Below are 13,387 nucleotides of genomic sequence, written 5' to 3'. Positions count from 1 at the left end.
TATAAAAATTCCCTCAAAACGAAGCTTTTAACCGTTTTAAAAATTCCGATAACATGCTAAAATCAAATTTGGCTTTACCATTAAAATCGAAAAGACATAGAGGGACATTCATATGACATGGGAAGTATTAAGCTTAATAGGTACGATTGCATTCGCTATTAGCGGAACCATCATCGCCATGGAAGAAGAGTATGATATTTTAGGAGTTTATATTTTGGGAATCATAACCGCCTTTGGCGGAGGGGCAATCCGCAATCTGTTGATCGGTGTCCCCGTTTCAGCGTTATGGGATCAAAGTTTCTATTTTGTCATCGCTTTAGTATCCATCACCATCGTTTTTGTTTTTCCTACAAACCTTTCAAAGCACTGGGACAAATGGGGAAACCTCAGTGATGCCATTGGCCTTTCAGCCTTTGCCATCCAAGGGGCGATGTATGCCGTGGAACTTAATCACCCAATAAGCGCCATCATTGTATCAGCTGCATTAACCGGATGCGGCGGCGGGATAATCCGTGACGTGTTAGCTGGAAGAAAGCCATTGGTCTTCAGAAAAGAAATCTACGTAGTATGGGCCATCATTGCAGGCTTGGCTCTAGGCAGTGGTGTATTATCCCAGTCATGGCAGCTTTATTCGCTCTTTGCCGTCATCACGATATTGCGAGTCCTATCTTACACCAATAATTGGCATCTCCCCAATAAGAAATGGGTGCCTAAAACATAAATTTGAAAAGCCCGCCATCTCGGCGGGCATTTCCATGTCATTCTTTCTCATCATCCTCGAAAATCAAATCTTGGCTGGTAAGCGTCAGTAAATCGGATTTTTCAAATGAATCTTCCAGTAAAAGCCTCATCGCCTGCGCCCTGATGGACTTTTCAAGTACATTGCGGATATAACGTCCGTTGGAAAATGAAATAGGTCCCCGGAATGAACGCAATATGATTAAATGTTCTTTTAATTTTCTTTCGGCATCCCGATTCATTAGATACTCCTTTTCCTGCAGCATCCGATCGGCTATTTCCATTAACTGTTCAATCGTATAATCCGGAAAATCAATCACAAGCGGGAACCTGGAATGAAGACCAGGATTAAGGCTGAGGAAATAATCCATTTCCCTCGAATATCCAGCAAGGATCAAAATGAATTCGTGCTGACGATCCTCCATATGCTTGACTAGGGTATCTATGGCTTCTTTTCCAAAATCCTTTTCGCCGCCTCTTCCCAAGGAATAGGCTTCATCAATAAATAGGATCCCGCCAATGGCCTTTTTAATTAGATCCCTTGTTTTTTGGGCAGTATGACCAATGTATTCCCCGACTAAATCTGCCCTCTCCGCCTCAATTAAATGCCCTTTCGAAAGGACATTCATTTTTTGAAACAACTTACCGATTAAACGTGCAACCGTTGTTTTCCCTGTTCCGGGATTTCCTTTAAACATCATATGCAGTGCTTGCCTGCCTGTTTTCAACCCCTTTGCCTCACGCTGTTTATTGATGTAAATCCAGGCATATATCTCTTTTATCATCCGTTTCATTTCTTCCATTCCGACCAGCGATTTCAGTTCATCTTCAATCTCTTTCAATGCCACATGCTGGTGGGGGATTTCCTGTACCAAAATTTCTTTTATCGGCAGATCCTTTTGTAGCGCTTTTCTGTTTTCCGCGTTAAACACAATATTGATTTGCCCGTTATTTTTCATACGGATCGGTTGTTCCAATGCATTCACCTCTCCATCTTGGACCCTAACTCTAACACCACAATTTTCAATTTATGATGGTCATAGGCATATATTGCCTAGCCAAAACTACCCCATCGGAAAATTCGTTTTTTTCTTTTCGAGAATAAGCCCCATTCCTACCTGGTAAGCAGCTTACTCTGACAGGATTATTTCCTCGAAGGATATGTTTCGACAAACTCCATTTCCGTTCACCATTTTATTAGGGGTAATGTCATTTCCTGCGGTTTCCCGGAAAATAATCCGTTCCTTAATATATATTCAAATCAGGTACGTAAAATTATCGATTCTTTGAAAAAGAACAGAGAAGTGCATGCAAAAAAAACAGGCCGCTATAAGCTAAACCTGTTTTTTACATTCATATATATGATTATTCCTTCACTTCGTAATCAATCTGAACATTACGTTGTGGAGCAAATGTAGAGATCGCATGTTTATAGACTAATTGTTGTTTGCCCTCTGATTCAAATAAAACGGTAAAATTATCGAACCCTTTCACTTGTCCTCTAATCTGGAAACCGTTTAGTAAAAATACCGTCACATACGTACCATCTTTACGTAATTGATTAAGAAACTGATCTTGAATATTTACTGATTGTTTCATGTATTAGTCCTCCTCTTTTCTCTCTAAATTTATGTATTCGCCTTCACTGAAAAGCTTTCCTGCTACAAATCCAGATATTTCATGTATTTTTTTTGGAAAACCCTCGAGATCGGTCATATCAAACCAAATTACATCCATTTTATTCCGAAACCAGGTCAATTGCCTTTTTGCATATCGACGGGAGTTTTGCTTCAATATCTCAACTGCTTCGTCCAAAGAAGCCCTACCATCAAAAAAATCATAGATTTCTTTATATCCTATAGCCTGGATTGATTGGCAATCCCTCAAACCTTTTTCATAAAATGACTCTACCTCTTGAATCAGCCCTTCTTCCACCATTCCATCAACACGTTGATCGATGCGTTGATATAACTTTTCACGTTCCATAGTCAATCCAATGATGCACGTATCATATTTCAATTCTGTAGGCTGTTCATTCAACTGCTCACTCATTGTTTTACCAGTACAATGAAAAATCTCTAGTGCCCTGATCACCCTTCTTACATTATTAGGATGAATCCGATTCGCGCTTTCCGGGTCAACGCTGCGTAAGTGTTCAAAAATGGGATCAATCCCCAACTCCCTAACCTGTTTTTCGAGTCCCTCCCTATAAACAGGGTCGGATGGCGCCTCCGAAAATTGGTAATCATAAATGACCGATTGTATGTATAATCCTGTTCCACCGACGATAATGGGAAGTTTCCCCCTGCTTTGGATCTCCTTGATACAAGCATTAGCCCGTTCCTGGAACTCCGCCGCACTAAATGGTTCATCAGGGTCTTTAATATCAAGTAAATAATGAGGAATTCCCTCTGTTTCTTCCCTTTTGATTTTCGCAGTCCCAATATCCATCCCCTTATAAACCTGCATGGAATCCCCGCTAATAATTTCACCATTAAATAACTTTGCCATCTCAATACTCATCTTCGTCTTCCCAACAGCAGTCGGTCCAATGATAACGAGAAGTTTTCCTTTTTGTTTTTTCACAATCTCACTGCCTTAAATGATTTTTCCCTATCTTATCATAATCTCGATGAAAGCAGCTAAACATCTACCCATTATGTCCAATTCAGGTACTTTTATTCAACTCTTCCCCCCTAATAATCGACATATTTATATCTCTCAGATTGTCAGAGTGTAGAATTGCCGAAAATAATTTGAGGCTCGCAGATCCATTGCCCTTCCCTTGGCAGAAAGGGATATAATTTAGTTAATGGAATCGCAAAAAAAGGTATGATTCCTTCTGCATTTGAGGAATCATACCTTTTTTTCTATTGTCATTTAGGCGATTTTTCCATTTACGGGTATGATCATCGTAACGGTTGTTTCTTTTTCTGAGGAATGTACATGAATCTCTCCATCATATCTGTTCACTAAGTCTTTAACGATGAACAATCCTTGTCCGCGAACTTTGCCCTTTTGTGCCTTTTTGGTTGAAAACCCGCTGGCGAATATATTCTCCAGATCTAAATCCGAAATCATTGGTCCGGTGTTCTTTACCATAAACGTATACTTTTCATCATTAGCTTTGCAGGCAATATTCATTCGGCGTTCTTGCTCTGGCAATTCAATTGTTGCCTCAATAGCATTGTCGATAACATTTGATAATAATTTAATCAAATCGATTGTTTTAATTCGATTGAAGGATTCGGGTGAAACATCAACCTCAATATCGATGTTATAATTCTGGGCCGAGAGCCTTTTTGTCTCTAACAGGACAGATAAGCCTGGGTGAGTCACATCCAATTTCATCGATTCAATTGAATGCACTTCTTTTGAAAGACCGGTTAAGTATTCGAGTGCTTTTGCGTTCTCCTCTAATTTAAGCAGTCCATGTATCACCTGAATATGATTGGAAAAATCATGCCTTAATGAACGGACTGAAGCAAAGAGCGATTGAAATTCCGATTGATACGTATCTTCCGTATCCCCCACTTCACGTGTCAGTTCCTTTTGATACCATTTTTGAATGACAAAAAAGGTAACCAGCAGCATGATAACAAATCCACCATTATAGACAAGAATGGCAATGCTGCTTTTCAATACCTTGCCGTTAATGGCATTTATATCTTCTGCGCTCACATCAATGCCCAAAAAACCAATTATGTCGCCATCTTTATTTTTCATTGGCACTCCCACAGTCAAATACTCACCATATTCCGGATCTTCTAGAATCCCGGTAATGAAGCTTTTGCCTTCATACCCCTGTTTGACCTGCTCCGGCGGAACAGTACATGCACCACCGATAGGAAAATTCCCTTTATGATCTTTAGAAAACCCAGTAATCATAGCCTTAGATACTTCCGGATTATCAATCATGATCGTATAAACATATAATGCTCCTATTTTTTCACGGGCGTCCTCTAAGTAAGCTTTTATATCCCTATAATCCCGGCTCCTTACTTGGTTATTGAGAAATCGCTGATAGGCCTCTATATCCATCGAGTCGGCAATAGATCTAGCAGCTACCAAGTTTTGATTAGCAACGGATTTTTGGACAGAATTTTTAATGCTTAAATATGTTGAAAACATATTTAGAAAAATGAAAACAATCAATAAAAGAATGGTCAAATAAAGAAATGCCCTTAACTTTTTATTTTTCATAGGATTAAACTTACCTCATCTCTAGCAGCTAAAAGTTAACGAACCTATTCTGAGTTTACTATATAAAGTGACAAAGAAATAGAGAAAAATCTAATATTCTCTATAATTCCAGGTATATAATACTATAATTAATCAAGTAATTAACAGATTACCCACTAACTTTCGACCATATAACTTTTTCATATTTTATCTGCATTGAATCAACTAATATTTTTTTCTAATACAACATATCATTTCCAATAAATAATTATATTAATATAATAAAAAGGGGGGGGGATTTGACGATGTTGGGTTTGGTACTTTCTCTTCAAATAAATAATTTTACCCTTTATATGAAAATATTACAAGAACCTAAAGATTCCGTCTGTAAAGTTACACCATAATTCACATTTTTTATATCAATTTTCGCACAAAAAATGAATCGTTACCTTTTCAATAGTACATATTAACTAATTTGTCATATACGAAAACAAAAAAAAGGAATCAGGGCCTGCCCCCTGATTCCTTTTATAAATGACAGCTTTTATTTAATCGAGTTGATGACTGCCCGCTCATACATCTTTTTTGTTACTTGATAATATAGCAGTTGAAAAAGAAAATACATTCCGATGACCATAGCAGAATAGACGAACAAGTTGGACCCCAATAAATTGCTTAATGCCACGTAGGCGATGATGGCATGAATCATCCCTATCAGAAAAGGAGCGAAAAAGAGGGTGCGTATTTCCGCACTTAAAATTTGCCGTATTTCTTTTTTTGTCAGTCCCAATCGATGAAGGGCATGAATTTGGATTTTTTTATCTTCGAAATTCGTAAAAACTCGGAGATACATCATGCTTCCTTGGACGATAAAGAATAATAAACTGACAAACAAGCCGATAAAAAGTATCAAAATGCTTCCCTGTTTCATTTCTTGATAGATCGGAGCTCTTGTTTGCAATTGATTATGGCCTGGATTGCTAGACATTTTTTCAATTTTACTGGATGTTTCCATTGATTCTTCCCAATCTCTAATTTCGTACCCGCGTACTCTTACCTTTTCTTTTAAAGGCACATCAGCAGTTATTTCTTGAAACAGCCGATCATCGACCACCATCAGGGTCGTTGCTGACTTTAGGGGGGTGACTATGGATTGATTGCGCTGACCAATCATTGTTACCTGCATGGTTTGTTTACCATAGTGAAGTTCCTTTTTTTCTCCCTTTTGGACGAAGTGATAATCCATTCCTCCATAAGGAAAAATGTATAACGCTTCCTTTCCAGTTAACTTTGCCGGATCAATCTTTCGCAATGCAGCCACATTGTTATAATCACTTTCCGAGATTAATAATGACCTATTTTCATTGGATTCTCCCGTTCTCATATGGGGTAACATGTGGGTAATGGGTACACCCGTCATATTTACTTCATAAAGGATCTTGAATCCATCTTCCTTTAATGCTTCCTCTACTGCTGATGGTTCAATAATGGAATATATAGAAGCGTCATTTTCCACCCAGCCAATTGATTGCGGAATGTTATTCATCCCTTGCTTTTTTAAGTCTGCACTGAACATGAAAAGTGTGCCTGCAGCTGTCAAAATGACGGCTGTTATGATCGAGGTCAAGAAGAATAATCTCGAATAGTCTTTAATATTAAAGATCAGGTTTGTTTGAGTGATTAAATTCGTTCCGCCATATAAGCTTTTCTTCTTCCGGTAAAGCCTGCTGCAAAGAGCGACAATACTTTGGCTGAATAAAAAATAGGTGCCTATCAGTACGAAGAATAAAATGGGCATTACTCGAATATAAGAATTGTTCAACGACATAGTGCCTGCCAAATAATAAGAAACGCTTAAGCAAACTGCTGATAATGCAATTAACCACTTTGAAACGAAGGGCGTCTTTTTTGGTTTTTGTTTATCTTTTAGTAAATCGACGACCTCCGCATTTCCAATGTGAAACAATGAAAGGAGCGATAATAGCTGAAATAGCAAAACGAAACCAACAATCGTATAAACAAAGGCCTCAGGGACAAAGACAAACGATATTGGTCGCTCTACAGCCAATAACCAAGAAACTGCCATTAAGAATAACTTTGAGAACAAAAAACCCAAACCTACCCCAATCAGGATGGATATGAGGGAAACCATCGTTTGCTCCAAGTAAATCAGTTTTCTAAGTTGGGATCTGGACATTCCAAGCAGTGTCAACAGCCCAAACTCTTTTTTTCGCGGCAGTATAAATGCGGCATTTGAATAAGCGATAAAGAAAACCGAAAATATGATGATCACTATTTCTGCTGCAATGAGTCCCTTACTAATTAGCTGTCCCCCCGGAATATTCGCATGGACCACATCAGGATGAAAGATAAATGATGCGTAAATAAAAAAAATTGAGACGGAAAGGACGATACTGAAAAAATAAGCTAGATAACGTTGTGCATTTCCTTGGATATTTCTCTTAGCGAGAAGCCGGATGTTCATGATAGACTCCTCCTAAAACGCTTAACGTATCTAAAATCCTTTGATGGAAACTCTGTCTTTCCCCTCCGCTGTGCACCTCCGAAAAGAACTTGCCATCCTTTATGAATAGAATCCGGTCACAGAAGCTGGCAGCAGTCGGGTCATGAGTGACCATGAGGATGGTTGCTCCCTTTTTCTCCTGAAGTGTCGTGAGGGTGTCCATTACCTGCTTGGCGGATTTGGAATCCAAATTACCAGTAGGTTCATCCGCTAAAATAATGGAAGGTTCATGAATCATCGCTCTTGCACAAGCCGTTCGTTGCTGCTGACCTCCGGAAATTTCATAAGTCCGCTTTTCTAAAATCCCTTCTATACCAAGAAGGTTCGCCAACTGATTTACCCTATTTTCCATTTCCTCCAATTTATAATGATCTAACGCTAAAGGAAGGAGGATATTTTCGCGAACGGTAAGTGTATCAAGAAGGTTGAAGTCTTGAAAAACAAACCCAATCTCCCTCCTGCGAAACAAAGCCAGGTCCTGATTGTTTAATTCATTAGGGTTTTGATCATTTAGAATGACTTTACCTGTGGTCGGCTTATCAATCGTGGCCATTAAGTTAAGCAGAGTGGTTTTCCCGCTGCCTGATGGACCCATCACCCCGACAAATTCCCCTTTCTGTACATTCATGGTGAAATTATGTAACGCTTTATGAAATAAATTCCCCTGCTTTTGAAAATATGTTTTGGATAATTGCTCCGCTTTTAAAATCGACATCCTGAATACCTCCCTTTCTTACCGTAAGTATATTGAATAAAGCGGGAGGTTCCCATCGAAGTTTATTACATTATCGTTTAACACCCTTACAATTCTGTCACCTTTCATGTAAGGTATTTGTCTTAAAGAGAAATTCCACAGTAGTTCCTTCCGATACATTCGATTGAATGGTAACACCATGCCCAAGCCTGTTAACGATTTCCTTCACTAGATATAATCCCATCCCGGTTGACTCCTGTTGGGCTCGCCCGTTCTCTCCAGTAAAAAATGGATCAAACACCCGTTTTACATCATGTGGGACGATTCCAATTCCTTGATCTGTTATCCTAAGGATAATCTCCGACTCTTTTTCAACAACGCTGAACGTTATGCTGTCATGCTCTTCCTGCCTTGAATACTTCAATGCATTAAAGACCACCTGACTAATGGCAAAGTGGAGCCACTTACGATCCGAATGCACATATAAATTCTCAAGCTCCGTGTCAAGCCTGGGATATATGAACCGTTTGATGAACTGTTTCTTTTCCTCGTTAATCACTTGCTTGACTAGATTAATTAAGTCAACCCGCTCCGATTTTACATCATCCGAAAAACGCTGCAGCCTTGCTCCATGCAAAATAATTTCCAGTCCTCTGCGAAATCGATCATTTTCTTCTTCTATCTCTTTAAGATAATCCTTCATCGATTCACTCGAAATTGTCCTTTTGCCTTCTTGAACCAGTAAGGAAATGACTGAAACAGGTGTCTTCATTTGATGAACCCATTGATGGATCAACAGCTCATATTGCTCCTTCTGTTTGACTTGTTCTTGTAATTGTCCAATTGTTACCTGGTTCATTTGTTGAAAAAGTTCCATCCACAACTTTTGTTCATTTGACAGGGGTTCCCTAAAAGCTTCGACATATTCAAACGACAAGCTCGGTTCTTGCTTCATCCTTGCTAATTGATTAAGAAAACGGTAATGCCTTATATAATCCGCCCCTAAAAATAGAAGCATCATAAACAACGCGAGAATAAATAAATAGAAGATATTCGAAATCGATAGGTGATTCCCCGCTTCCAGAACGGCTAATGCATAAGCAATGATAAGCAGGCTTACCAATAGAACGGTATAAAAAATAAAATAAAGGCGGTCTTTTATAAAGGATTTCAGCTTCACTTTTCTTCACCTTGCACTATTTTAAGTCGATATCCTTTTCCCCTGCTAGTTGTTATGGCGTGATTGATGCCAATATCCTCAAGTTTTCTCCGTACCCTTGTGACATTGACGGTCAATGTATTGTCATCAACAAATGAATCATCATTCCATAATGCTTCAAGTAAATCTTCACGCGAGACAATGTTGTCATACTGACGCAGTAAACAACTCAATAATTTCAACTCATTTTGAGTTAACGATACCCGCTTGTCCTGATATTCGATCATCGCTTTTTCCGTATAAAGCGTTAACCCATCCATTTCCTTTATTTTTTGGTGGGATGAGGATATTTCCGCATATTCACCATACACCCTGCGTAGGACACTCTTTATTTTCGCTAGTACCACTTCCAAATGAAACGGTTTTGTTAAATAATCATCCCCCCCATATTCAATGGCCATGACTTGGTTCATTTCATCTGTCCTTGCAGAGATGAATATGATGGGAACCTTTGAAACCGCTCTTATTAGGCGGCACCAATGAAAACCATCATAATAGGGAAGATTAATATCCAATAAAACCAGATCTGGCTTTACCTCTTGGAACTCCGCAAAGACTTGGTCCAGTTGCTTCACTTCAAATACCTCGTACCCATACCTTTTTAAATAATTGACTAAGATTCCCGCTATTTTGAAATCGTCTTCAACCAATAATATTTTATACATCTTTATCTCCTCATTAACATGACAATCCTTCATATCATTCCATTTATTGAAATGAAAATAAAAAACCTTGAATGGTATGAGCCAATCAAGGGGATTCAAATAAAATTAGATTTCTTCCGGGATTTTCAATCCCTCAATGAAGGATTTAAAACTCGCTGCTACTTTATAAATATTTTCATCCTGACTTGATGGATCCGAATACCAACCCTGATCCCAGAAATAAACTCCCTTTTCCTCTTCGTTATCTATCAGCAAGATTTTACCTGCACATGTATCATTACCTATTATAATGCAATTCTTATGTAAGTTTTCCCTATTTTCTTCATGCCATTTCTGTAGATCCAGTTCCTTATCCTGAATCTCTAATCCATAAAGTACATTTAAGCAAACAAGCGTGTCTAATCCATCTACATAAAACTTACTGTTTTGAACAGCAGTTGTGCCGCCATTATGTGTAAGGAGAAATTGTTTATAATCTGCAGGGATCTCAAAACCCACAAATTGCTGAAAATCATTCACTGCCTCTTCTGTCGCTTTTCCATATCCCGTAATATTAACCATTCTACCACTCCATTTCAGTTTATTTTAGCAAAATCAATTGATAATCTTATTCTGTAAGCCTGCTAAGGTCAGGCCCTAGACTCCATTTATGGAAATCGTTTAAAAAAAGTATTATTACTTAGAAAATAATACTTTTTTTAAATATATTAACATAATTTTACTTTCCTTATCAGTATTTTCTGATATTTTTTTTGACAATTTTGTTGCATTTTAATAAAAAATAGCTTTTTTAGTAAAATTTTTGTCGAAAAATCGATAAAACGTATAATTCGTAGATAAAGGGGCAGTTTTCGGAGATATATTTCCATTTTCGAAGATATATAGGGGGCTGATGATGAAACTTAGCATTATTCCTCCTTCTTTCATACAATAAAAAAGGCGCCCAACCATCATCTTCTAGGTTATGCGCCTTTTTTCTATTTATGAATTATCCCTATACATCTCAGACAACTTTATAGTCATCATAAGTAATTAGTAACCTGCTCATAGAAACGGTCTCAGCACGAAGCCTATTCTTATCACGACAATAAGCAATGATGGAACTATTGGGAATTTTGGCTGTACAATTCCATTTACTATATTTTTCATTATACCTGGAGGATATTTCGATATTCTCACCACGGACCTTTAATATCCTGCGTTCTACCAAGGGCATCAACTCCAATTCCGATAATATTCTATACCCTAAACCAGATAAAATATTCCTGGGTCACACTCAGGCATGGCATATTCAAAGATTATGGACATTATAGCAAACCAAACATTTATTCAAAACAAAAGATGTCTACATATTCTGCCGGTAGTCGATTGAATCATGCCCCCTATATAATAGGAAATGCGGTGAACCCCCAATCGTAATCTTATAGAATGTCTCTTTATATAAGGTATTATAATTAGAATAATCTTAATATTTTTTTGGAATATTAAGAGAAATCACAAAATCCACCTAATAACTGTTAATAATAACTATAAAAATTATATTCGTATCACAAAAGAAATATTTGAAATTAAGTGGTTAGAGTCGTATGATTAGTAGTATCGGCGGAAAACACATTAATCAAAATAATCAAGTATAAAGGGGAATTAGATATGGTAGATGTAGTCTCAAAACCTGAACATGAAACACTTAATATTTCTGCAAACCAAGAACAATTGGATATCCTTGATCAGCTTTTAAAACCCGAGGTTCAGGAATCATTGAACACTTTAGTTGAGCAGTTACCAAAACTGACTGAGTTAGTGAATATTTTAACAAAGTCTTATGATTTCGCTCAATCGGTTGCGACTGATGATGTTTTGAAAAACGATACGGTCAGCGCCATTTCGGAGATCGCGACACCTGTAGTCGATTCAGTGAAAGGGCTTGCGGTTACTGCCATCGAAGCTAAGGATCGTGCTGAAGTGAATCATGACGTGATCGGTCTTTTTGGTCTGTTAAGAATGATGAAAGACCCACAAGCACAAAAACTTTTCCGTTTCGCCCAAGCTTTTCTTGAAGTCTCTTCAGAACGCAAAAACCAAAAATAATTTGATGAATTTTCAATCAGTAAGGACGGGGGATTAACTATGTCAAAACAAATCGTCATCTTAGGTGCAGGTTACGCTGGATTGCTATCTGCCTTATCCGTACGTGAATATTACAAAAAAGATGAAGTACAGGTTACAGTGGTGAACCAATTTCCAACACACCAAATCATCACTGAATTGCACCGTCTTGCAGGCGGATCCATTTCTGAACAAGCCGTTTCCATTCCGTTGGAAAAACTTTTCAAAGGAAAAGATATCGACCTTATCATTTCCAAAGTGGATTCTTTCTCAGTCGATAACAAAGAAGTGAAACTTGCCAATGGTTCCACTTTATCTTATGATGCCCTAGTTGTTGCTTTAGGAAGCCAAACAGGATTCTTCGGCATTCCGGGACTTGAGGAAAACAGCATGGTCTTGAAATCCGTAAACGATGCAAACAAAATTTACAAACATATCGAAGATCGCATCCGCGAATATGCACAAACGAATAATGAGGCGGACGCAACTATCGTGATCGGCGGCGGCGGATTGACAGGCGTCGAGTTAATCGGTGAAATCGTGGATCATTTCCCTAAAATCGCCAAAAAATTCGGAGTGGACTTCAAGGACTTGAAAATCAAGCTTGTAGAAGCTGGTCCAAAAATCCTTCCGGTCCTGCCTGACCACTTGATCGAACGTGCGATGACAAGCTTGGAAGCACGCGGTGTTGAATTCCTGACAGGTCTGCCTGTAACGGGTGTTAAAGGAAATCAAATCGAATTGAAAGATGGACAAACGATAACGGCCAATACACTTGTTTGGACAGGCGGAGTTGCGGCTCTTCCTATCGTGGGCGAATCAGGCCTTGAAGTGGATCGCGGCAAAGCGACCGTTAATGAGTATTTGCAATCCAAATCTCATAATGACGTATTCGTTGTCGGGGACAGCGCCGTTGCGTTCCCTCCAGAAGGCGGCCGTCCATACGCTCCTACTGCACAAAATGCTTGGCAAATGGGTGAGCTTGTTGGATACAACCTATATGCAGCCTTTGAAGGCAAGAAACTTGAAGAATTTTCACCTGTAAACTCAGGTACACTTGCGAGCCTAGGCCGTAAGGATGCGGTGGCAACCGTTGGGGCCAATAACACTTCCCTTAAAGGCCTGCCGGCTACATTGATGAAAGAAGCAAGTAATGTTCGCTATCTATCACACATCAAAGCCCTATTCAGCTTGGCTTATTAATTTTTAGATATAGCACTCATTGAATTTAAAAGGACCATTCATCATTTGATGAATGG

At 38.6% G+C, this 13,387-nt stretch carries 13 protein-coding genes; 3 read left to right on the top strand and 10 right to left on the bottom strand.

The window, feature by feature from the left end:
* The first annotated feature begins 112 nt into the window (after positions 1 to 112).
* Positions 113 to 721 carry a trimeric intracellular cation channel family protein gene (locus JNUCC41_RS17595; RefSeq protein WP_192204114.1) on the top strand — a complete coding sequence of 203 codons (609 nt, stop codon included), beginning with the start codon at positions 113 to 115 and terminating at the stop codon, positions 719 to 721.
* Positions 722 to 758: 37 nt separating this feature from the next.
* Here the strand turns inward: JNUCC41_RS17595 and spoVK are convergent, their stop codons facing one another.
* From spoVK to JNUCC41_RS17545, 10 genes are all read right to left on the bottom strand, one after another.
* The gene (spoVK, locus tag JNUCC41_RS17590; RefSeq protein ID WP_076368565.1) at positions 759 to 1,715 is read right to left on the bottom strand and encodes a stage V sporulation protein K; all 957 of its coding nucleotides are present in this window, start codon (positions 1,713 to 1,715) and stop codon (positions 759 to 761) included.
* 388 nt (positions 1,716 to 2,103) lie between these two features.
* Positions 2,104 to 2,337 carry an RNA chaperone Hfq gene (gene hfq / locus JNUCC41_RS17585; RefSeq protein ID WP_034313436.1) on the bottom strand — a complete coding sequence of 78 codons (234 nt, stop codon included), beginning with the start codon at positions 2,335 to 2,337 and terminating at the stop codon, positions 2,104 to 2,106.
* 3 nt (positions 2,338 to 2,340) lie between these two features.
* Positions 2,341 to 3,261, bottom strand: coding sequence for a tRNA (adenosine(37)-N6)-dimethylallyltransferase MiaA (gene miaA / locus JNUCC41_RS17580; protein WP_370662582.1), 921 nt, complete (start codon positions 3,259 to 3,261; stop codon positions 2,341 to 2,343).
* A gap of 357 nt (positions 3,262 to 3,618) precedes the next feature.
* Positions 3,619 to 4,941 carry a sensor histidine kinase gene (locus JNUCC41_RS17575; protein WP_192204113.1) on the bottom strand — a complete coding sequence of 441 codons (1,323 nt, stop codon included), beginning with the start codon at positions 4,939 to 4,941 and terminating at the stop codon, positions 3,619 to 3,621.
* A gap of 523 nt (positions 4,942 to 5,464) precedes the next feature.
* Complete coding sequence (locus JNUCC41_RS17570) at positions 5,465 to 7,405, bottom strand: FtsX-like permease family protein (protein WP_192204112.1); 1,941 nt, start codon at positions 7,403 to 7,405, stop codon at positions 5,465 to 5,467.
* A complete protein-coding gene (locus tag JNUCC41_RS17565; RefSeq protein ID WP_192204111.1) occupies positions 7,383 to 8,159 on the bottom strand; it encodes an ABC transporter ATP-binding protein in 777 nt (258 codons plus the stop codon). The genes JNUCC41_RS17570 and JNUCC41_RS17565 overlap by 23 nt, the downstream gene beginning before the upstream one ends.
* Positions 8,160 to 8,256: 97 nt before the next feature.
* A complete protein-coding gene (locus JNUCC41_RS17560) occupies positions 8,257 to 9,318 on the bottom strand; it encodes a sensor histidine kinase (RefSeq protein WP_192204110.1) in 1,062 nt (353 codons plus the stop codon).
* Positions 9,315 to 10,022 (bottom strand): response regulator transcription factor, encoded by a 708-nt coding sequence (locus JNUCC41_RS17555; RefSeq protein WP_192204109.1) that lies wholly within the window; start codon positions 10,020 to 10,022, stop codon positions 9,315 to 9,317. Before JNUCC41_RS17555 ends, JNUCC41_RS17560 begins: the two co-directional genes overlap by 4 nt.
* Before the next feature lie 105 nt (positions 10,023 to 10,127).
* Entirely contained in the window at positions 10,128 to 10,583 is a 456-nt protein-coding gene (locus JNUCC41_RS17550) for an SMI1/KNR4 family protein (protein ID WP_192204108.1), read from the bottom strand.
* Between the two features lie 442 nt (positions 10,584 to 11,025).
* On the bottom strand, positions 11,026 to 11,232 hold the full coding sequence (locus JNUCC41_RS17545; protein WP_192204107.1) for a hypothetical protein: 207 nt from the start codon (positions 11,230 to 11,232) through the stop codon (positions 11,026 to 11,028).
* Positions 11,233 to 11,672: 440 nt separating this feature from the next.
* Between JNUCC41_RS17545 and JNUCC41_RS17540 the strand changes: the two genes are divergently transcribed.
* Both JNUCC41_RS17540 and JNUCC41_RS17535 read left to right on the top strand, forming a co-directional pair.
* Positions 11,673 to 12,110 (top strand): helical membrane plugin domain-containing protein, encoded by a 438-nt coding sequence (locus JNUCC41_RS17540; protein WP_192204106.1) that lies wholly within the window; start codon positions 11,673 to 11,675, stop codon positions 12,108 to 12,110.
* A gap of 39 nt (positions 12,111 to 12,149) precedes the next feature.
* Positions 12,150 to 13,331, top strand: coding sequence for an NAD(P)/FAD-dependent oxidoreductase (locus JNUCC41_RS17535; protein WP_098373865.1), 1,182 nt, complete (start codon positions 12,150 to 12,152; stop codon positions 13,329 to 13,331).
* Positions 13,332 to 13,387: the final 56 nt, after the last annotated feature.

Source organism: Brevibacillus sp. JNUCC-41 (assembly GCF_014844095.1).
GTDB lineage: Bacteria > Bacillota > Bacilli > Bacillales > DSM-1321 > Peribacillus > Peribacillus aracenensis.
This window is presented reverse-complemented; position numbering and strand designations above follow the sequence as displayed.

Bases quoted from the DNA above. Each gene is read 5' to 3' on its own strand.
- JNUCC41_RS17550 (WP_192204108.1), bottom strand. From the start codon at position 10,583: ATGGTTAATATTACGGGATATGGAAAAGCGACAGAAGAGGCAGTGAAT.
- JNUCC41_RS17540 (WP_192204106.1), top strand. From the start codon at position 11,673: ATGGTAGATGTAGTCTCAAAACCTGAACATGAAACACTTAATATTTCT.
- JNUCC41_RS17535 (WP_098373865.1), top strand. From the start codon at position 12,150: ATGTCAAAACAAATCGTCATCTTAGGTGCAGGTTACGCTGGATTGCTA.
- JNUCC41_RS17565 (WP_192204111.1), bottom strand. From the start codon at position 8,159: ATGTCGATTTTAAAAGCGGAGCAATTATCCAAAACATATTTTCAAAAG.
- JNUCC41_RS17570 (WP_192204112.1), bottom strand. From the start codon at position 7,405: ATGAACATCCGGCTTCTCGCTAAGAGAAATATCCAAGGAAATGCACAA.
- hfq (WP_034313436.1), bottom strand. From the start codon at position 2,337: ATGAAACAATCAGTAAATATTCAAGATCAGTTTCTTAATCAATTACGT.
- JNUCC41_RS17555 (WP_192204109.1), bottom strand. From the start codon at position 10,022: ATGTATAAAATATTATTGGTTGAAGACGATTTCAAAATAGCGGGAATC.
- miaA (WP_370662582.1), bottom strand. From the start codon at position 3,261: ATGAGTATTGAGATGGCAAAGTTATTTAATGGTGAAATTATTAGCGGG.
- JNUCC41_RS17575 (WP_192204113.1), bottom strand. From the start codon at position 4,941: ATGAAAAATAAAAAGTTAAGGGCATTTCTTTATTTGACCATTCTTTTA.
- JNUCC41_RS17595 (WP_192204114.1), top strand. From the start codon at position 113: ATGACATGGGAAGTATTAAGCTTAATAGGTACGATTGCATTCGCTATT.